This window comes from Streptomyces sp. NPDC050625 (genome assembly GCF_040654755.1).
Lineage (GTDB): Bacteria > Actinomycetota > Actinomycetes > Streptomycetales > Streptomycetaceae > Streptomyces.
The window spans coordinates 210,353-228,772 of sequence record NZ_JBFAIQ010000009.1 but is presented as its reverse complement, the minus strand read 5'-3'; the positions used below and the strand labels follow the sequence as shown (position 1 = coordinate 228,772).

General features: G+C 71.6%; 17 protein-coding genes. 9 read left to right on the top strand and 8 right to left on the bottom strand.

All coding sequences use genetic code 11. The features are described from left to right. Positions 1-175 precede the first annotated feature (175 nt). The 4 genes from AB0I54_RS22895 to AB0I54_RS22880 form a co-directional block, all read right to left on the bottom strand. Complete coding sequence (locus AB0I54_RS22895; protein WP_363297939.1) at positions 176-1,411, bottom strand: VWA-like domain-containing protein; 1,236 nt, start codon at positions 1,409-1,411, stop codon at positions 176-178. After that, a complete protein-coding gene (locus AB0I54_RS22890; RefSeq protein ID WP_363297938.1) occupies positions 1,408-2,685 on the bottom strand; it encodes a MoxR family ATPase in 1,278 nt (425 codons plus the stop codon). The genes AB0I54_RS22895 and AB0I54_RS22890 overlap by 4 nt, the downstream gene beginning before the upstream one ends. 62 nt (positions 2,686-2,747) lie before the next feature. Next, positions 2,748-4,154: a hypothetical protein gene (locus AB0I54_RS22885; RefSeq protein ID WP_363297937.1), complete on the bottom strand. Its 1,407-nt coding sequence runs from the start codon at positions 4,152-4,154 to the stop codon at positions 2,748-2,750. A 161-nt stretch (positions 4,155-4,315) separates the two neighbouring features. Next, positions 4,316-4,999: a DUF899 family protein gene (locus AB0I54_RS22880; RefSeq protein WP_363297936.1), complete on the bottom strand. Its 684-nt coding sequence runs from the start codon at positions 4,997-4,999 to the stop codon at positions 4,316-4,318. A gap of 81 nt (positions 5,000-5,080) precedes the next feature. On the opposite strand from AB0I54_RS22880, the gene AB0I54_RS22875 reads away from it, so the two are divergent. Both AB0I54_RS22875 and AB0I54_RS22870 read left to right on the top strand, forming a co-directional pair. After that, positions 5,081-6,088, top strand: a complete 1,008-nt coding sequence (locus AB0I54_RS22875) for a helix-turn-helix domain-containing protein (RefSeq protein ID WP_363297935.1) — start codon at positions 5,081-5,083, stop codon at positions 6,086-6,088. A gap of 38 nt (positions 6,089-6,126) precedes the next feature. Next, positions 6,127-7,776: a serine/threonine-protein kinase gene (locus AB0I54_RS22870; RefSeq protein WP_363297934.1), complete on the top strand. Its 1,650-nt coding sequence runs from the start codon at positions 6,127-6,129 to the stop codon at positions 7,774-7,776. Between the two features lie 10 nt (positions 7,777-7,786). On the opposite strand, the gene AB0I54_RS22865 is transcribed toward AB0I54_RS22870, so the two are convergent. Next, positions 7,787-9,697 (bottom strand): cellulase family glycosylhydrolase, encoded by a 1,911-nt coding sequence (locus AB0I54_RS22865; RefSeq protein WP_363297933.1) that lies wholly within the window; start codon positions 9,695-9,697, stop codon positions 7,787-7,789. Between the two features lie 224 nt (positions 9,698-9,921). Between AB0I54_RS22865 and AB0I54_RS22860 the strand changes: the two genes are divergently transcribed. The 3 genes from AB0I54_RS22860 to AB0I54_RS22850 all read left to right on the top strand — a co-directional run bounded on the left by AB0I54_RS22860 (position 9,922) and on the right by AB0I54_RS22850 (position 11,656). Then, positions 9,922-10,995 carry an NAD(+)/NADH kinase gene (locus AB0I54_RS22860; RefSeq protein WP_363297932.1) on the top strand — a complete coding sequence of 358 codons (1,074 nt, stop codon included), beginning with the start codon at positions 9,922-9,924 and terminating at the stop codon, positions 10,993-10,995. Positions 10,996-11,097: 102 nt separating this feature from the next. After that, the gene (locus AB0I54_RS22855; protein WP_363297931.1) at positions 11,098-11,412 is read left to right on the top strand and encodes a DUF6400 family protein; all 315 of its coding nucleotides are present in this window, start codon (positions 11,098-11,100) and stop codon (positions 11,410-11,412) included. Beyond that, the gene (locus AB0I54_RS22850; protein ID WP_316754425.1) at positions 11,399-11,656 is read left to right on the top strand and encodes a hypothetical protein; all 258 of its coding nucleotides are present in this window, start codon (positions 11,399-11,401) and stop codon (positions 11,654-11,656) included. Before AB0I54_RS22855 ends, AB0I54_RS22850 begins: the two co-directional genes overlap by 14 nt. Before the next feature lie 83 nt (positions 11,657-11,739). Here the strand turns inward: AB0I54_RS22850 and bla are convergent, their stop codons facing one another. Beyond that, positions 11,740-12,657 carry a class A beta-lactamase gene (gene bla, locus AB0I54_RS22845; RefSeq protein WP_363297930.1) on the bottom strand — a complete coding sequence of 306 codons (918 nt, stop codon included), beginning with the start codon at positions 12,655-12,657 and terminating at the stop codon, positions 11,740-11,742. 81 nt (positions 12,658-12,738) lie between these two features. Between bla and AB0I54_RS22840 the strand changes: the two genes are divergently transcribed. Next, positions 12,739-13,743 carry a LysR family transcriptional regulator gene (locus AB0I54_RS22840; RefSeq protein ID WP_363297929.1) on the top strand — a complete coding sequence of 335 codons (1,005 nt, stop codon included), beginning with the start codon at positions 12,739-12,741 and terminating at the stop codon, positions 13,741-13,743. Beyond that, a complete protein-coding gene (locus tag AB0I54_RS22835) occupies positions 13,740-14,663 on the top strand; it encodes a serine hydrolase (RefSeq protein ID WP_363297928.1) in 924 nt (307 codons plus the stop codon). Before AB0I54_RS22840 ends, AB0I54_RS22835 begins: the two co-directional genes overlap by 4 nt. Before the next feature lie 29 nt (positions 14,664-14,692). Here the strand turns inward: AB0I54_RS22835 and AB0I54_RS22830 are convergent, their stop codons facing one another. Beyond that, positions 14,693-15,610: an SGNH/GDSL hydrolase family protein gene (locus AB0I54_RS22830; protein ID WP_363297927.1), complete on the bottom strand. Its 918-nt coding sequence runs from the start codon at positions 15,608-15,610 to the stop codon at positions 14,693-14,695. 276 nt (positions 15,611-15,886) lie between these two features. Between AB0I54_RS22830 and AB0I54_RS22825 the strand changes: the two genes are divergently transcribed. Together AB0I54_RS22825 and AB0I54_RS22820 are read left to right on the top strand one after the other, a co-directional pair. After that, positions 15,887-16,726, top strand: a complete 840-nt coding sequence (locus tag AB0I54_RS22825) for a chitosanase (protein WP_363297926.1) — start codon at positions 15,887-15,889, stop codon at positions 16,724-16,726. Positions 16,727-16,988: 262 nt separating this feature from the next. Further along, positions 16,989-18,188, top strand: a complete 1,200-nt coding sequence (locus tag AB0I54_RS22820; protein WP_363297925.1) for an acyltransferase — start codon at positions 16,989-16,991, stop codon at positions 18,186-18,188. Positions 18,189-18,207: 19 nt separating this feature from the next. Here AB0I54_RS22820 and AB0I54_RS22815 read toward each other — a convergent pair whose 3' ends face one another. Beyond that, positions 18,208-18,414 (bottom strand): twin-arginine translocase TatA/TatE family subunit, encoded by a 207-nt coding sequence (locus tag AB0I54_RS22815; RefSeq protein ID WP_363297924.1) that lies wholly within the window; start codon positions 18,412-18,414, stop codon positions 18,208-18,210. Positions 18,415-18,420: the final 6 nt, after the last annotated feature.

The following is an 18,420-nucleotide window of genomic DNA, read 5'->3' as shown; positions in this document are numbered from 1 at the left end:
CTCCCGCCTGCCTCGCGACGCCATGCACGCACTCTCGCCGCACCGGCCCCTGACCCAAGTACATCCAGTACGAGGGCCAGGGGCCGGCACGCCGAGAGCACGCACCTGACGCCGCGAGGCCCGCCCTTCGGGCGGACGACGCGAGTTTCACGACAGGACCTAGGCCGTCGTGGCCTCACCCGATGTCGACCACCCGTGCCCATGCGGGTGGTCGGTCCGGTACGTAGTCGGGATCGTCCTGGTCCCACGACGGCCGGGTGCGAGGGAACAGGCCCACCACGGTCCGGCACGGTGGACGTGTGGCCGGCCACGGGGTCTGCCCGTCGGTGAGGGCCACGATGACATCCGGCCGTGGCCGGGTGCGCAGGGCCCGGGCGAAGCCCGTGCGCAGATCCGTGCCGCCACCGCCCATCAGCGGTATGCCCTCACCACGGCACAGCGGGTGCACGATCCGGGCCGACGCGTCGCACGGCAACACGCTGACCAGGTCACGGCGGCCGCCCACGGCACGGGAGATCGCGGTGACCTCCAGGAGCGCACTGCCCAGTTCGGCGTCGCTGACCGACCCGGACGTGTCGATGACCACGCAGACCCGGGGCGGCATGCGCCTCAGGCTCGGGAGCACCGTGCCGGGCACCGAGGCCGAGCGCCGTGACAGCCGGCCGTACGAGTAGTCCTCGCCCGCGCCGGAGCCGGACGCCGCCGAGCGGACCGCGGCCCCCAGCAACTCCCGCCACGGCTGCGGCGGATGGAACGCCTCCTCCGCCCAGCGCCGCCACCCCTTCGGGGCGTTCCCGGGACGGCCGTTGATGCCCTGCGCCACCCTGAACCGGACGCCGTCGCGCTCCTGCTCGCTGAGCCCGTGCGCGCCGTCCGGACCCAGGTCCCACTCCCGGTCCAGCCCGTCGGCACCGCTGCCGCAGTCGAGCCAGGACAGGTCCGCCAGCCACGGCCCGAGCCGGAACAGACGCAGATACTCCTCCATGAGCTCCCCTTCGGGCAGCCCCATCGACTTCGGCCGGACAGCGCCCTCGGGCCGGACCAGCCCATGACCGAACACATCGTCGTTGATCTCCAGATCCGCGGCGATGTTCATCCGCAGCCGTTCCCCGGGACCGGTCAGCCCGCGCTGCCGGGCGACCCTGTCGCTGCGCCCGTGGTGGTTGCGCAGCAGATGTGACACCTCGTGCACCCAGACCCCGGCCAGTTCCTCCACCGGCATTCGGTCCACGAACACCGGCGAGACATAGCACCGCCAGTACCGGTCGACGGCCATCGTCGGTACCTGCCGCGACTCGACGGGGTGCAGGGCGAACAGCGCAGTCGCCAGGTAGGGCCGGACCCGGGCGGCGTGCAGCCGGGCGGCGAAGAGCTTGTCGAAGTCCAGTGTCCCCGGCGCGTCCGTCGTCATCGGCCCGCCTCCGAGGTGAGCGCGGCGGCCCGGGCCGTGGCGTGGTCCGCCCGCCTCGACAGCGACACCACCGGGGCGAGCCGCTCGATCGATTCCGGCACGTCCCAGCCCTCCTGCCGCAGCGAGGCGAGGGTGGTCGCGGGGACGACCACCAGGTCCGGGGCTCCCGTCTCCAGCGCCTGGACCAGCAGGGCCCACGCCGCGTCCCAGCGGGACTTCTCCGGGCGGTTGCGGACAGCCTCCACCACACCTTCGAGCGCGGCCTGGCGCCGGTCCCCGCGCTCGGGCAGTTCGGCACCCGCCGGGTCGGCGAGCAGGACCTCGGGATCGGGCAGGTCCATCCGGTCCAGACAGGCCAGCAGCTCCAGGCCCGGACCGTCCCCCACCGTGCCCCTGACCAGCAGCGAAAGCACCTCCCTGGAGGAGCCGGCCGCGGTCGCGAAGGCGATCAGGCACACCGTCATGTCCCAGCTGCGGGGCGACGGCCATGCGCCGCCCCGGCGCGTCTCACTGCCGGGCAGCCGGTGCACAAGAGCGGGCCGGGTGGACAGGAGCCCGCACACCGCACGGCGGGCCAGGTCGACGGCCTCGGGCAGCCTCCGCGGATCGAGCCGGGGCAGGGTCGCCCGGGGCCAGGTCCCGCCGAGGCCGCGCACCACGACCTCATGGTCGTGGGTCCACTGCAGATGCACGAACCGGTTGGCAAGCGGCGGGCTCAGCTCCCAGCCGTCGGCCGCCGAGGACCGCGGATTGGCGGCGGCCACGATCCGGACCCCGGGCGGCAGTCGCAGGGCGCCGATCCGGCGTTCGAGCACGAGACGCAGCAGGGCGGCCTGAACGGCCGGCGGCGCGGTGGACAACTCGTCCAGGAACAGCAGCCCCCGGCCGGCCCGGACCAGTCGTACCGCCCAGTCCGGCGGGGCCATCGGGACACCCTGTTCCGCGGGGTCGTCCCCGACGATGGGCAGCCCCGAGAAGTCGGACGGCTCGTGCACGCTGGCGATGACCGTGGTCAGGGGCAGGTCCAGGGCCTCGGCGAGCTGGGTCAGGGCGGCGGTCTTGCCGATGCCCGGCTCACCCCACAGCAGCACGGGCAGGTCGGCGGCCACGGCCAGCGTCAGGGCCTCCAGTTGGGTGTCGGGGCGCGGTTCGGTCGTGGTGTCCCGCAGCAGCGCCAACAAGTCGCCGGCGACGTCGAGTTGGGAGGTGCGGACCGGGTCGGAGAGCGAGCCGGAGGGGGAGTCGGTCATGGCGAACGGGCTGTATGCAGGCATGTTTGATCACCTTTGGGTGTGTGGTGAGACGTGTAGGTGAGGGGGAGACCTAGGTCCCCGGGTCAGCGAGCGACTGCGTGGCGCGGGTGCGCGCGGCGGCCACCGGGACGGCGCCCTTGCACGCGGAGGCGGTCGGGCCCCGGTCCGATCAGGCCGGCCCTGAACAGCCCGTAGGTGATCCGCCGTTGTGCGGCCGCCTCCAGTTCGTCACGCAGCGCGCCACTGCACAGCACCGCGTCGGGGCCCAGCAGCCCCTCGACGACGGCCAGCGCGCCGGCGGTGTCACCGTGGTCCAGGCGTTCCCGCACGCCCGTGAGACAGTCCGGATGACGGTGTGCCTCGTCGATGGCCCGCAGACAGGGGAGCGGAGTACCGGTCAGCGCGGCCAGCAGCTCCTCCCGCCGGACCTCGGCGGGATCGTGGTCCAACGCGGCCAGGACCCCGTCCACCAGACCGATCCGGTGCCGGGCTCCCCGGCACTCCACGATGCGCGGCTGTCCAGCCGGGTCGGTGCCCCGGGGCGGACGCACCGGTGAACGGCCCGGCACCAGTGCCGAGGCGACCAGCGGGTGCAGCTGATCGACGTCGATCAGACCCGCGCGGAGCAGTTCGAGGTCGGGCGGCATCCAGGTCGCCGCGTCGGGCAGCACCGGCAGCCCGGAGTCACCGCCACCCGCGGACGCCCCCACGATCCGCGGACCGGGCGGCCCGACGCCGCACCCGTCCGCGACCAGTTCCAGGGTCAGCCGATGCCGGCCGCCCAGTCGCACGGTCACGCCGCAGTCGGCCGGACGCCCCTCGTCGTGCAGCAGGATTCCCGCCTCGGCCGCCCATCGATGGACGGCACAACAGCGGTCCTGCGGCAGCATCCCCAGCAGATCGGGGTCCACGCCGGGAGAACCGTCCGCGGGCAGCCCGTCGAACCCGGACCGGAGTCTCAACTCACCGGTTCTGCGCGCGTCCCACAGATGGCGGTGCAGGTCGAGGCGGAACCGTGCGCTGGGATGGGGGTGCGGATGGCGGCGGGCGCTCGGCTCACCGTGGGACCCGTCCCACAGCGCGAGGCTGATCCGCTGCCCGGCATCCGCCCAGGCCGGGGGAGTTCGGGCCACGAGGTGCACCGGGTACGGGCCGTCGCGCCCCGCCGCGTCGTACCGGGCCAGCGCGACGGTCAGACCGGGGCGCAGCAGCCCGTCGGGAGCGATCCTCGGCATGTGCCAGCGCAACAGGTCCGGCGCCAGCTGCCGTAGATCGGCCCGGAGCCGGGCCATGAGTTCCCGGCCGTGTGAGCGTGACACGGAACGCAGGTTGAGATCGACGTCGATGCCCGCGGCGGCACAGGCTCCGGCCCAGTCCCCGGCCCGGCGGCGGGCGGTCGCGGTCTCGATCATGGAGGGCGGCACGGCGAACTCGCGCACGCGCAGCCAGAAGGAAGTACGGGAATCCCCGTTCGCCGTTCGGGTGAGCATCAGCACTCACCTTGCGCGGACGGGACCCCCGATCTGTCAACAGAGTGAGTGGTCATCGCGGCGAGCATAGCGCCGCCATGGCGATCTGTCAGGCGCGTTGTGCGCGCGGGGACGACAGGGCCGGGAACCACGGCGACCCCGCCCCGGCCTGCGAGCCCGCGTCAATAGGACAGTTGCGGGTACCAGTCGCCGCGGCCGGCCGGGGTCAGGTCGAGGAGGTGCCAGACGGGGGCGAGCAGGTCGATGCCACGCTCGGCGATGTCCTCGGCCATGCGGGGATGGGCCGAGTAGCGGTGCTGGACCGTGCCGTCTTCGTCGCGTGTGAAGACGGAGATCGTCGAATCCTGCGCTCCGTCCTCGTCCTCGCTGCCGAGGTCGTACTTGAAGGTGCTGTCCCCACAGCTCAGCAGGCGTAGCCGGGACCAGCCGCGGTCGCGGGCGTGCCGGCGGAGGGCGGGCAGGTCGGCGGCCGCGGCGATGGCGAAGTCGGCGTTCTGGGTCACGTGGTGGGCGACGCCGCTGAAGCCGTCGATCCACAGGGTGCACATCGGGCACGGCTCGGTCTGCAGCTTGCCGTACATGAGGTGGTAGACGATCAGCGGCCGGTCCGGGGAGGTGAACAACCCGCTCAACGTGACCTCGCGGACAGGGGTGTCGCCCGCGTCGAGATCGGCCGGGCCTTCGAGGAAGACGTAATCGTCGACGGCCGGCCCCTGGGGGAGTGCCCGCCGTCGGGCCGCGACCTCCTCGCGTCGACGCATGAGGTCGATCTCGGCCCGGCGGAGTTCCTCGCGGGCGGCGAGATAGTCGTCGGACTCGCCGGACAGTCGGGTCTGCCGCAACATCGCTTCCTCCTGGAACGGCCGGCCCCCCAGGGTCATCCCAGTCTACCTGGCTTGATCGGCTCCATCCGGTAGGATCGGGCCATGCGCAGCAGCGACCGTGCCTCCGGCTTCCGTCCGCATCGCGTCGTGGTCCTCGCCCTCGACGGCCTGCTCCCCTTCGAGCTGGGCATCCCGCACCGGATCTTCGAGCGACCCAAGGACGCGTGGGGGCGGCACCTGTACGAGGTGATCACCTGCTCCATCCGGCCGCCCGGCCCGGTCCAGACCGACGCCGACTTCGCCATCCAGGTCGGGCACGGCCCGGAGGCCCTGGCCACGGCCGACACGGTCGTCGTCCCGGCCTCGTACGAACTGGGGCCGGTCTTCGACGAGGGCGTACTGACCGACGAGCTGGCCGCCGCGCTCGCGCACATCCGTCCCGGCACCCGGCTCGCCGCGATCTGCACCGGCGGGTACGTCCTCGCGGCGGCCGGCTACCTCGACGGCCGCCCGGCGACCACGCACTGGGCGCACGCCGAGCACTTCCAGCGGACGTTCCCCCGGGTGAAGGTGGACGCCGACGTCCTGTTCATCGACGACGGCGACGTCCTGACCTCCGCGGGGGTCGCCGCCGGCATCGACCTGTGCCTGCACATCGTGCGCCGCGACCACGGCACCGCCGTCGCCAACAACGTCGCCCGCAGCACCGTCGTACCGCCCCACCGCGACGGCGGTCAGGCGCAGTACATCCACCGCCCGATGCCGGACCCGCAACTGGCCACCACGACGGCCGCCCGTGCCTGGGCGTTGGGCCGGCTCCACGAGCCGATCCAGCTGCGGGACATGGCCGAGCAGGAGTCCATGTCCGTGCGCACCTTCACCCGCCGCTTCCGTGAGGAGGTCGGCGTCAGCCCCGGCCAGTGGCTCACCCAGCAGCGCGTCGAACGCGCCCGGCATCTGCTGGAGTCCAGTGACCTCTCCGTCGACCAGGTGGCCCGGGACGCGGGCTTCGGCACCGCCCAGTCGATGCGCCAGCATCTGCAGGCGGCGCTCGGTGTCACGCCCACCGCGTACCGGCGTACGTTCCGTGTCACGGCCAAGGCGGCGTGACGCGGGCTACTCCCCTCACGCGGGCTATTCTCCTCGGCATGAGTGAGGGGGACAGCGGCAGACGGATCGTCGACGGCCGCTTCGAACTGCAGGTCAGGCTCGGTGGCGGCGGCATGGGCACGGTGTGGCGCGCCCACGACCTGCTGCTGCACCGCAGCGTGGCCGTCAAGGAAGTACGGCCACAGGATCCCGGTCTGGCCGAGTACGACCCGGAGGCCGCGCGGACGCTGCGGGAGCGGGTCCTGCGCGAGGCCCGCGCGCTCGCCAGGGTCGAGCACCCGAACGTCGTGACCATCCACCACATCGTCGACGGCGGCGGGGACTCGTACCCCTGGATCGTCATGGAGCTGGTCGAGGGCGGCTCGCTCGCCGACCGGCTCGTCCGAGGCCCCATGGCCCCCGCGGAGGCCGCCCAGCTCGGCCAGGGCGTCCTGTCGGCACTGCGCGCGGCACACGCCGCGGACGTGCAGCACCGTGACGTGAAACCCGCCAACGTCCTGCTGCGCCGCGACGGCCGCCCGGTCCTCACCGACTTCGGAATCGCGGCGCTGCGCGAGTCGAGCACGCTCACGGTCACCGGAGCAATCATCGGCACCCCCGACTACATGGCACCGGAGCGCATTTCGGGGAAGCCCGGCGGTCCCGAGGCGGACCTCTGGTCGCTGGCGATGATGCTGTACGTGGCGGTCGAGGGCGATCATCCGCTGCGCAGGGACACGACACTGGCCACCCTGGCCGCAGTGCTCTACGAACCCGTACCGCCTTCCACGCGAGCCGGCGCCCTCACCGAAGTCCTGAACCGCCTGCTGGTCAAGGACCCCGCGGCGCGGCCGGACGCCGAGACCGTCGAGCGCATGCTCGCCGCCGCGACCTGGCCCGCCCCCGAGCAGGCACGCACCTCGTACCCGCTCGCACCGCCGACGCCGACGCCGCCTCCGCCGTACGGTGCGGCGACCTTCGGGCCCCCTCCGGGCATGCCCACGGCGGATGTCGCACTTTCCCCGGCCGAGAAGACCGTCAAGCGGCAGCGGCGGATACGGAGCGTCGTCATCGTCGGTTCGGTCGTCGCCGCGATCGTGGCCGGCAGCCTGATCCGGGGGCAGCTGGCCGATGGCAACCACGACGACGCCTCGGACTCTCCCCGCGTCACGGGCACGCCGGCCGGAGCCACCTCCCATGCGACCTCGGCGGCGACGAGCCCGGCGGAACACCAGAAACCCGGCAGGTCGAAGGACCTGCTCACCCCCGACGGCATCCGCACCGCACTGAAGGCCATCGAGGACGAGACGGGCCGCCACTCCTACGGCGACCTCACCGTCTACCCCGCATACGTCTCCGCGGAGGTCATGGTCGCCGGCAGCCGGACCGCGTACGACACCTACACCTACCGCACCGACGGGGGCGTGGAGAAGGGCATCATCAGCGGCTCCCTGATGGGCGGCGACCAGCCGGTGAGCCTGAAGAACTTCAACTGGGACGCCCTTCCGTCCCTGCTCGCCCAAGCGGAGAAGAAGCTGAACGTCGACAAGCCCACGACCCGCTATCTGGTGATCCGTCAGCCGAACACCACGTTCGACACTCCGGCCGGCATGGCGGTCTACCTGAGCAACAAGTACAGCCAGAGCGGCTACATCGATGCCGACCCGCACGGCAAGGTGACCAGGACGATGCCGTACGAAGAAGGGTGAGGTCCGGCGTTCAGGGGCGCACAGGCGAGCACAGCAGGGCCGCCGGACCCGGGCTGCTGCCCAGGCGAGTGGTGAAGGCGATGCCCGCGATGTACTCGTCGGCGGCGCACTGGCCCTTGTAGTTGCCGTAGGCGAAGTCGCCGCCTGCGGCACCGGCGGGGCGGTTGTCGGAGCGGTCGAACCAGACCGTACGACCCGTGCGGCCCAGCGCGCTGCCGGCGGATGCGCACAGGGCCGCCGACACACGCTCACCGCGCCGGCTGTAGCCGATGACGAACTGCCCGGCCGGGCACTGGAGTTTGGTGTAGCCGCCGGCCCAGTCGCCGCCCGCGGGCACGTACCGTTCGTCGGTGACGACCGTCTGGGCGTTGCCCGGGGCGCGCAGGTCACCGGCGGTCGCGTCGGTGCACAGGCCACGGCCGGCGGTGTGACTGAGGCCGATGAGCCGGAGGCCGTCGGGGCACGCGGCCTTGTGGGCCCCGGAGTCCCAGTCGCCGCCGGCCCGCACGCGCAGGGACTGCACCTGGTCGCCGTGGTCGGTGGTGAGCATGCGCCAGGTGGCGGTGGGGGCGATGTACCCGGTGCGAGAAGCCGAGGTCATCAGATGGTTCCACGCGGTGCCGCGCCAGTCGCCCTGGTCGAGAATGCCGTACCGGCGCCCCGCGCTGTCGTAGCGCAGCAGGGCCCAGTCGTCGTGGCCCTCCCAGCCGACCAGGGGCCAGTAGGCGAAGTCGGTGTCGTGGTCGGCGAAGTAGTCGGTGATGTTGCCGAACCAGGTGCGGGCCGCGGTGCCCGTCTCACCGGCTCCGATCCCGAACTCGCTGATCCACACGGGCGCGGTGTAGTGCTGTCCCTCGGTGGTGACGAAGAAGGCCTGATCGGCAAGGACTTGGTACAGCTGGTCGCGGGTCAGGTCCTGGTAGCGGGCATCGTGGGTCTCGCCGAGTCCGGTGGCGCCGCTGTGCCGGGGGCCGGTGTAGCCGTAGAAGTGGGCCGAGTAGACCAGCTTGTGGGCGTCCACCAGGGTGTGCGAGAGCGTGCGCACGGGTGTGAGGGTGGGGCGGTCGTGCGGCAGTCCGTCGACGGGCACGCCGGTCCAGTTGATGCCTTCGACGATGATGAGCAGGTTCGGGTTGGCCTCGGTGAGGATGCGGTCAGCGGCGAGTTGGGCCGCGGCGAACCAGTCGTGTCCGTCGCCCGAGCCCCAGTTGGGGTCGTCCCAGACGTCACGCCGTACCTCGTTGTAGAGATCCGCCCCCACGACACGGGAGTCGGCGGCATACCGGTGGGCCATGAAGACCCAGTCGTCGGCCCACTGCTGGGTGGACTGACTGCTGTTCCACCGCTCGTTGCCGTCGATGCCACAGCACCAACGGGACGTGTTGGTGTGGTTGTTGAGGACGACCGCGAAACCGTCCTGGGTGAGAGCGGCCACGACGGCGTCGTACACCTGCAGCGGTGTCTTGCCGCGCAGTTGCGGATTGGCGGTGACTGCGGTGTCCGGGACGGGCGTCGTCGAGTGGATCATCTCGTTGGAGAACGGCAGCCGGATGCTGTTGATGCCGAGCGCGTGGAAGTCGGCTAGCAGCGCGGGCAGGGGTGCGCGGTCCAGGCCGAGGGGTATGCCGTAGGAGTTCTGGCCTGCGTGGTGGCTGGCCGGATCGGTGACGCTGCCGCTACCGGTCCAGGAGCCCTGGGCGCCGTCCCAGTTGGCCGACCGCAGCCGGAAGCGGTTGCCCTGGGCGTCGACGATGTAGCGGCCTCGGGTGGAGAGCGGCGGCTGCCAGGTGTCAGCTGCCGAAATCGAGGTACGGGTGGCGGGCGGCTCCGGGGTGGCGGCGAGGGCCGTCGGGGTGGTGGCGAGAAGAGTGAGTACCGTGGCAGTTGCTGTCAGGTACTGGACAAGTCTGAAGGTCGACATCCGGTCCTCTGCGGGCGGGCGGTGGGGAGACTGACGAGTCGCCACCAGAGTAGGGATGGAAAGCGGTTCGGGTCGACGTCGGTTGCCGTCGACATGCTGTTCCCCGGTGGGTACGGGAGCGCATGCTCGTGAGACTCCCGCCCCCGGCGGCGTGGCACTCACCGCGGTACACCTGCTTCCAGTGAGGATTACTGGCCGTTCCGCTGGGTTGTCTGGAGGCAGATATGACGGTGAATCGGCTCGGCCTGGTCGTCCACAGCGGGCGTCCGGAAGCCGTGGAGGCCGCACGGATCGTACGCGCGTGGTGTGCAGGGCACGACGTGCCGTGTACGGACATCGACGTGTGGCGCGACGGCGGCAGGCACAGTACGCGTGACGAACTCGACTCCGCGGGCGACCCGGACCTCATCGTCACGCTGGGGGGCGACGGCACGTTCCTGCGCGGCGCCCGGCTGGCCGCCGCCAACGACTCCCTGGTTCTGGGCTTCGACCTGGGACGGGTGGGCTTCCTCACGGAGGCCCCCGTGGCAGCGGTGCGTTCGGCTCTGGACGCCGTCCGGGAGGGGCGGCACCAGGTCGAGAAGCGCATGCTGCTCACGATGCGCGCGTCGTGCCGCCTCGAAGTGCCCTCGGACGTGGAGGGGCTGTTGCAGTACGGCCGCGGCCCGCTGCTGCCGCCACCGAGCGTGCGCCCCGAGTGCGAGGCCGACAGGGACTGGGGCATCCCCCTTCATGTCACGGCGCTCAACGACGTCGTCATCGAGAAGCTGTCGCGGGACCGGCAGGTCTCGGTCGGCGTCTACATTTCCGGCAGGCTCCTGGCGTCCTACTCCGCCGACGCGCTGCTGGTCGCCACCCCCACGGGCTCGACCGCCTACAGCTTCGCCGCCGGCGGCCCGGTCGTGTCGCCCCGCTCGGAGGCACTGGTCTTCACACCGGTCGCTCCGCACATGACCTTCAACCGGTCGGTCGTCACGGCCCCCGACGAGCCCATCGGACTGCGTGTGCTCGAACGCTCCGGCCGGGCGGCGGTCAGTGTGGACGGCCAGGTGCGTGGCGTACTCGATCCGGGGGACTGGATCGGGGTGTACGCCGCGCCGCAGAGACTGCGGGCCGTACGGCTCGGCCCCATGGACTTCTACGGCCGTCTGCGCGAGCGGATGAACCTGACCGACGCCCCGGCCGCCGTGGCCGACGGGAACGCCGCTCCGCTGTGGTCGGTCACCACCCCGCCGCCCGGCGACCTCGCCCACCTCGAATTCCTGAGGGGACCGGACGATCCGTCCCGGGTGCCCTAGGTTCGGCCCACGGCCAGGTACGGCCCACAGCTCGGTGGACGGGCTGTGACTTCCCCCACCTGCCCTTGCCGCAGGCCAGGGGGCCTACCTAGGTTCGGTGACATGTCCTCCCATGGCCCCACCCATCCTGTCGATCCGGACGAACCCGACGCGGTGCGCGGGAACGGCACCGGACGGCCGGACACCTCCGCGCCGGTCGACTTCTCCGTCGACCTCGGCGCCCACGAGGTGCTGCGGCGGGCCCATGTCCTCGACGCGCTCGGCCCCGACTGGGATCCCGTCGCCGTGCTCCAGGACGAGGAAGCGGCCTACGACCTGCTGTACTCCGGCCTCAGCGAGGAGCAGCGACAGGTCTACGACGACCTGGTCGCGGCCGGTGTGCTGCCGAGGAGGGGAGACGGCAGTGCTGCCCCTTGACCCGCAGGCCGACATCGGGCGCCGAGCCTGGGTGAGCTGCCCGAACTGTGACGACAGCCAGGGGTGCGACACCTGCGAGCAGCGCCGCACCTGCTCCGAGCACTGGCGGTATCTGCTCCGTAACACCGGCAGCCTGCTCCATCTGCAGTGCCCGTCGTGCAGCCACATCTGGGAGCACGAGACCGGCTTCGGCGCGACCCGCTCCCGCTGGGAGCGCATCACCAGCGGCCTGCGCCGACAGTGATCGGCGCGCAGTCGCGTAGGACTCGGCACTACGTACGGCGTCCGCGCGGACTCCCGGCGTAAGCACGTCCGGCAGTGTCCGCCTCACTCTCCCGGTGCGAGCGCGTGCGCGAGAATCCGGGCCGCGGACTCGATCAGTGCGTTGTCCACGGGCGCCTCCCGGGTGGTCTTCGACGACAGCACGGCCAGTACGACCGGTGTGCGCCGCGTGGTCCAGGCGACGCCGATGTCGTTCGCAGTCGCATAGTCACCGGTGCCTGTCTTGTCCGCGACGACCCAGTCGGCGGGCAGGCCCGCGCGGAACCGTCGGCCGCTGGTGGTGTTGCCCTTCAGCCAGGTGACCAGTCGCTCGCGATCGGCATCGTCCAGGGCCCGGCCCAGCGTCAGTCGTTCGACGCATGCGCCGATCGCCACCGGTGTGGTGGTGTCGCGGAGGTCACCGGGCACGGCCGTGTTCAGTTCGGTCTCCCAGCGGTCGAGGCGGCTCACCCGGTCGCCGATCGAGCGGAAGAACCCGGTGAGCCCGGCCGGTCCGCCGATCTCGCGCAGCAGCAGGTTTCCCGCCGTGTTGTCGCTGTACTGGATCGCGGCCGCGCACAGGTCGGCCACCGACATACCGGTTTCGACGTGCGCCTCGGTCCTCGGGGAGTTCGGCAGCAGGTCCGCGGGCGGGTAGTGGACCACCTTGTCCAGCGGTGAGCAGGGGCCATGAGCGCGCAGGACCGCCGCGGCGGCGACCGCCTTGAACGTCGAGCACATCGCGAACCGCTCCCGCGCCCGATGGGACACCACCTGCCCGGTGCAGACGTTACGGGCGTACACACCGAGGCGAGCCCCGTAGCGCCGTTCGAGCTCACTCAACTCGCCTTCGACACTGCGCAGTTGGGGTGACGTCTGCGCCGAGGCGGACGACGTCGTGACAACAGGGGTGAGTACGGCGGCGGAGGCGGCGAGGCCGGCCTTGAACAGGCCGCGGCGCGGCACGGATGCGGAAGTGGTCATGTGCAGAGGTAAACAGCAGCACCCCACTCATGTCCAAGAGTGAACTTTGAACGCACCATAACCAATTGATATGACTGCTGGATGGACCTGCTCGCACACCTTGAGGCGTACGTCGCGGTCGTAGACGAATCGAGCTTCTCGCGCGCGGCCGACCGGCTCGGGATCGCCCAGCCGCTCCTCAGCCGGCGTATCAAGACGCTTGAGGCGCACTTCGGCGGCTCGCTGTTCGACCGTTCACGGCGTCGGATCACGACCACCGAGTTCGGCGTACTCCTGCTGCCCTACGCCCAGGACGTGCTGGACCGGGCCCAGCGGCTGCGGCACGTCGCGCGGTCGGCCCGCGACGCGGCGGCAGGCGCGGTCGGAGTGCCTGCGGACTGCGGTCCGGCGGCACTGGCACGCGTCATGCGCGCGGGCGCCGAGCACGGCACCACGCTGCGCCTGCACGAACTGCCGCCGGAGGAACGGCTGGTGGGTCTGGCCGACGGATCGCTGACGCATGCACTCCTGCGCGTACCCCCGGAGCACGCCGCGCTGCGCGTGCCCCTCGGTCTGGCCTCCGCGCCGCCCGACGAGCCGGACGGTACCCGCACCGGACCGGTCGAGGGCGGCGGGCAGCGGCCTCGCTCGCGCGCGGTCCACCTCGAGGACCTGCGGCCCGCACGAGGCCGACTCCGGCGGCCGGCCGCGGTTCCGATCCTCACCATGGTGGAGGACCAGGTCCCGTACGCACAGGACCGGCTGGCCCGGGCGGCCGCGCGGGCCGGGCTGCCCGAGGGGCTGATCCGTCCGGCCGGCCCCACGGCGACGGTACTGGCCGAGACCCTGGCCGGCCGGGTGACCCTGCTCTGCGCTGAGCCCTACGCGCGGCTGCACGGGGCGAGTTGGGCGCCGCTCGCCGACGCGTTGCTGCACCGGGGGTACGACTTCGGCACCACACGGCGTCAGGAGGGCGTGACGAACGTGCCGGACTGGCTGGTCACCTTGCTGACGGCCGCCGTCGGAGCCGCGCGGAACACCCCGGCCGCGCAGCCGCCAGGGACACGACGCCAGGACGCCTCCGCACGGCTGGCGGCGCACGGATGAGCCCCCGCCCGAACCATGTCGCGAGCGACGGCGCCCTGCTGGACGTCGCCGAGGCGATCGCCGCGGACTGGGCGGCCCTCGGAGTCCACGGCTCGTTCCTCGCCCGCGGCATCGACACCGGCGAGCAACTCGGCTTCGACGTCGACGAACCCGTGCCCCTGGCCTCGGTGGTGAAGGTCCCGCTCGCCCTCGTGGCGCTGGACCGCATCGCGAGCGGGGAACTCGACCCGGCACGGCCGGTCACCGTCGAGCCGGACACCAGCAGTGTCGGTGCCACCGGGCTCGCGGCGTTCCGGCACCCGGCCACCGTGGCCGTCGGAGACCTCCTCTTCCTCATGCTCTCGGTGAGCGACAACGCCGCTGCCGACGCGCTGCTGGACCTCCTGCCGGTGGAGGACGTCGACGCCCGTCTGCGCACCTGGGGGTGCTCCGGCATCCGGGTGCGCCACCGGCTCAACCGCATGTACGAATGCGCCGCCGGCGCGGCGGGCGACGACTTCTCGCTCGCCCTCGAACTGGCGATCCGTGACGACCGTTCGGGGCGTCACTCCATCGAGACGCTGGATCCGGCCCACGCCAACCTGGGCACCGCGGCGGCGCTCGTCGATCTCCTGGAGCGCGTGTGGCGGGATGAGATCGCGCACCCCGATGCCACGTCCGAACTGCGCAGACTCATGGGGCTGCAGGTCTTCACCCAGCGGCTCGCGAGCGAACTGCGCGCGGACACGCTGCGGGTGAGCGGCAAGACCGGAACCTTCCTCCACCTCAGGCATGAGATCGGCGTCGTGGAGGCCGAGTCCGGCGACCGGGTGGCGCTGGCCGCGCTCACCCGTTCCGACCGCCGGGCCAAGCTGGCGCCGGACGTCGACCTGGCGATCGGAACCGGCGCACGGCAGGCCTTCGAGGCGCTACGCCGCTGAAGCGCGGCGCCTCTTGGCCACCGGTCCGCTCAGTCGCGTCCGCGTCCCTTCCCCAGGCGTTCCAGTACCGCACCCGCCATGGCCTGCTCACCCTTGGCGTTGGGGTGTGCGGGGGCCGCGGGCGAGGCCGGCTGCAGCGGTTCGATCCAGCGGTCGGCGGGCGCCTTGCACATGTCGTGGTCGCGCGTGGGCGCGTAGGTGTCGACGTACTCCGCGTGGTTCCAGGCGGCGACCAGGCGCAGCATGACGTTCAGGCGCTTCTCGGTGTCCCGCAGATAGGGGAAGTCCTTCGACGCGAACGGCACCGAGGGGTAGCAGCCGGTGCCGTCGTCGGGCAGGAGGTCCGGGTAGCCGACGACGAGCACCCGGGCGTGCGGCGCCCTGGCGTGCACGGCGCGCAGCACACGGTCGACCTTCGGCGCGGTCTGGACGATGTTGAGCGTCAACTGGTCGATCCCGGACGAGGCGTAGTAGCGCTCGCAGGGGTTTCCCGACAGGTCCTGGGCGGCGAGCCGGGCGCAGGTCTGGATGATGGAGCCGAAGCCGACGTCGTTGCCGCCGATCTGGACCGTCACCAGGTCGGTGTCCCGCCGCACCGCGTCGAGTTGGGGACCGTTGGTGCCCTGCGGCTTCCACATCTCCTCGGTGGTCGCTCCGGCGCAGCTCACGTCCTTGAACGCGGACACACCGCGTTGCGCCGCCACGAGCGAGGGGTAATTGTGGTCGGAGCGGGCGCAGTTGGCGTCCACCTGCTGCGGGATGAGCGGGCCCGAGGTGTAGGAGTCCCCGAGCGACACGTACTGCGTGTCGTGGCCGCGTCCCGCGTCGTGCGCGGAGGCCGGTACGGCGGAAGCGGCGACGAGCGAGCAGCCGCCGAGCGCCGCCCCCACCGCGACCGGCCACCGCCGACGTCTCGCCGCTTCTTCCGGCCTAGTGTCGTTCAGCATCGAAGACCCCCCTGAGCACGGAACTTCGCGCGCGGCCGCCACCAGGAGCGGCTCGCGCGCGTTCGACCAGGCTTGTATACCGTTCGGTATGTCCCGGGGGCCAGAGGTCGGAACCGAGCAACTGCCAGCCGACTCGCCCCTTGAGTCACGACTTCGGCTTGTTCGATGCTACGAACTTCCGCCGTAGGGCTTCCGGTGGGGCGTCTAATAGGAAACCTTCCTATCAGTATGTTAGAGGGGACAACGTCCCACCCCCCACTTCCAGTTGGAGCCCCCGTGGTGCAACTCGACGATCACGCAGCATCCCCGTCCGGCCTCTCCCGCCGGACCTTCGTCGCCCTGACCGGCGCCGTGGCCCTCGGCGGTTTCCTGGCCGCGCAGCACGCCACCGCGGCGCAGGCGGCCGCCCCGGGCCTCGACGACCCGGCGAAGAAGGAAATCGCCATGAAGCTCGTGTCGAGCGCGGAGAACTCCTCGCTCGACTGGAAGGCGCAGTACAAGTACATCGAGGACATAGGCGACGGCCGTGGCTACACCGCCGGCATCATCGGCTTCTGTTCCGGCACCGGCGACATGCTCGACCTCGTACAGCTCTACACCGACCGCAAGCCCGGCAACGTCCTCGCCAAGTACCTGCCCGCACTGCGCCGCGTCAACGGCAGCGACTCGCACGACGGACTCGACCCGAACTTCCCCAGGGACTGGCGCAAGGCCGCACAGGACTCGGCGTTCCAGCAGGCGCAGAACGACGAGCGCGACCGCGTCTACTTCAACCCCGCGGTGCGGCAGGGCAAGGCGGACGGACTGCGGGCGCTCGGCCAGTTCACGTACTACGACGCCATCGTCATGCACGGCGACGGCAGCGACCCCACCAGCTTCAGCAGCATCCGCAAGCGGGCGCTGCGCCAGGCCAAGCCGCCGGCGCAGGGTGGCAACGAGACGACGTACCTCAACGCCTTCCTCGACGCCCGGGTGTGGGCGATGAAGCAGGAGGAGGCCCACAGCGACACCAGCCGGGTCGACACCGAGCAGCGCGTCTTCCTGCGCAAGGGCAACTTCGACCTGAACACGCCGCTGGACTGGAAGGTCTACGGCGACAGTTATCACATCGGCTGATCGCAGGGGCCGCGAGGACAACACGAGGCGCCGGGACGGTCCGACCGCAGTCGGACCGTCCCGGCGCCTCGCGCTGCTCCGCGGCGTCGCCGGGGCCCCCGCTCGGTCAGCCATTCGGGTGTGTTCCCCGCCGTGGAGCGTGTGAGGTCGACGATGTTCTTCGGCACAGGTGTGATGTTTGTTAAAACGCCGGAATGAAAGGGGGCGAATGGGCAACGTTCCCTTTCATGCCCCAAACGAACCTCCCCCGGCAGGTGACACGATGACGACGGCGACCAGGGTGCCGAGGCCACCGTCCACCAATGCCACCGCAGCCGACCCCACGACTTCCCAGCCCGCCGCGATGCCCTCGCTGCCGTCCCTGACCGGACTGCGGTGGGTGGCCGCGCTGCTGGTCTTCGGACTGCATGTGCGCAACTTCGGCTACTTCGGAGGCGACGGCGGCCGGATCGTGACATGGGGACTGGGGGCCGGCGCCGTCGGCGTCTCGTTCTTCTTCGTTCTGTCCGGGTTCGTACTGACTTGGTCCGCGCGGCCCAACGACCGCGCCCTCGCCTTCTGGCGGCGCCGCATCGCCCGTATCTACCCGGTCCATCTGGCCACCGCCGCGATCGCGCTGCTGATGGCGTACACGCTGGCCCGCCAGCCGAAGCCGACGCTGCCCCAGGCCCTGGCCAACGTCCTGCTGGTCCATTCCTGGTGGCGCCCATGGTGGCAGACGCTGGACCCGGTCAGCTGGTCGCTGGCCTGCGAGGCGTTCTTCTATGCCACCTTCCCGCTGCTGGCACTCCTGCTGCGCCGCCTCGGCCCCCGGGGACTCGCGGCTCTGATCGGGATCTCGGCGCTTTCGGTCCTCGTCCTGGCCTGGGCGGAGGCGCACCACTGGGCGGACCAGCCGATCAGCTCCTTCCCCGCCGCCCGCCTGCCCGAGTTCGTCCTCGGCGCCGCCTCGGCCAGGCTGGTGCTGCTGGGCCGGTGGCGTGGCCCCGGCCTGGAAGCCTCCCTGGCCCTCGCCATCATCGGCTACTTCTTCGTCCCTCAGGTCACCGCCGGATACCCCACCACCGCCTGCACCCTCACCGGCTTCGCCCTGCTCATCCCGGCGGCCGCCGTGGCGGACCTGCGCGGTCTGCCCTCCCTGTGGCGCGGCCGGCGGATGGTCCGGCTCGGTGAACTCTCGTTCGCCTTCTACATGGCCCACCTGCTGGTGCTGCGCGCCGCCACCAGCGTGCTCGGCAAGTACCCGCACTTCGGCGTGGCGGCGGGTCTGGCCGTAACCGCCGCCCTGTTCACGGTGTCCCTCGTCCTGTCGTGGATCCTGTACGAGGCGGTGGAGCGTCCCGCGAGGCGGCTGCTCCTCCGCAAGCGCCGCTCCGCCGAGCCCCAGCCGACGCCGCCCGCCGCGGCGAAGCCCGCGCCGCTCAGCAGGTGCACCGAGGACACACAGCAGACCGACGGCTGAACCGGCGAGTTCGGCGCGCTCAGGAGCGGGGCGGGTCATCGCGGTCGACGACGGTGCCCGGGATGACCTTCCCCGGGCCGGTGTCCTCGTCCTTCAGTGCCCTCGCCTCGCTCTTGAAGATGCGGGCCGCCTTGCCGGCCGACCGTGTCAGCTCGGGGAGTTTCTTGATCCCCAGGACCACGACGACCACCAGGAGGATCAGGGCCAGCTCGCTCAAGCCGAACATCAGGTT

Excerpts from the sequence above, each read along its gene's own strand:
- AB0I54_RS22895 (WP_363297939.1), bottom strand. The coding sequence starts at position 1,411 with ATGACGACGGACGCGCCGGGGACACTGGACTTCGACAAGCTCTTCGCC.
- AB0I54_RS22890 (WP_363297938.1), bottom strand. The coding sequence starts at position 2,685 with ATGCCTGCATACAGCCCGTTCGCCATGACCGACTCCCCCTCCGGCTCG.
- AB0I54_RS22885 (WP_363297937.1), bottom strand. The coding sequence starts at position 4,154 with ATGCTCACCCGAACGGCGAACGGGGATTCCCGTACTTCCTTCTGGCTG.
- AB0I54_RS22880 (WP_363297936.1), bottom strand. The coding sequence starts at position 4,999 with ATGTTGCGGCAGACCCGACTGTCCGGCGAGTCCGACGACTATCTCGCC.
- AB0I54_RS22875 (WP_363297935.1), top strand. The coding sequence starts at position 5,081 with ATGCGCAGCAGCGACCGTGCCTCCGGCTTCCGTCCGCATCGCGTCGTG.
- AB0I54_RS22870 (WP_363297934.1), top strand. The coding sequence starts at position 6,127 with ATGAGTGAGGGGGACAGCGGCAGACGGATCGTCGACGGCCGCTTCGAA.
- AB0I54_RS22865 (WP_363297933.1), bottom strand. The coding sequence starts at position 9,697 with ATGTCGACCTTCAGACTTGTCCAGTACCTGACAGCAACTGCCACGGTA.
- AB0I54_RS22860 (WP_363297932.1), top strand. The coding sequence starts at position 9,922 with ATGACGGTGAATCGGCTCGGCCTGGTCGTCCACAGCGGGCGTCCGGAA.
- AB0I54_RS22855 (WP_363297931.1), top strand. The coding sequence starts at position 11,098 with ATGTCCTCCCATGGCCCCACCCATCCTGTCGATCCGGACGAACCCGAC.
- bla (WP_363297930.1), bottom strand. The coding sequence starts at position 12,657 with ATGACCACTTCCGCATCCGTGCCGCGCCGCGGCCTGTTCAAGGCCGGC.
- AB0I54_RS22840 (WP_363297929.1), top strand. The coding sequence starts at position 12,739 with ATGGACCTGCTCGCACACCTTGAGGCGTACGTCGCGGTCGTAGACGAA.
- AB0I54_RS22835 (WP_363297928.1), top strand. The coding sequence starts at position 13,740 with ATGAGCCCCCGCCCGAACCATGTCGCGAGCGACGGCGCCCTGCTGGAC.
- AB0I54_RS22830 (WP_363297927.1), bottom strand. The coding sequence starts at position 15,610 with ATGCTGAACGACACTAGGCCGGAAGAAGCGGCGAGACGTCGGCGGTGG.
- AB0I54_RS22820 (WP_363297925.1), top strand. The coding sequence starts at position 16,989 with ATGACGACGGCGACCAGGGTGCCGAGGCCACCGTCCACCAATGCCACC.
- AB0I54_RS22815 (WP_363297924.1), bottom strand. The coding sequence starts at position 18,414 with ATGTTCGGCTTGAGCGAGCTGGCCCTGATCCTCCTGGTGGTCGTCGTG.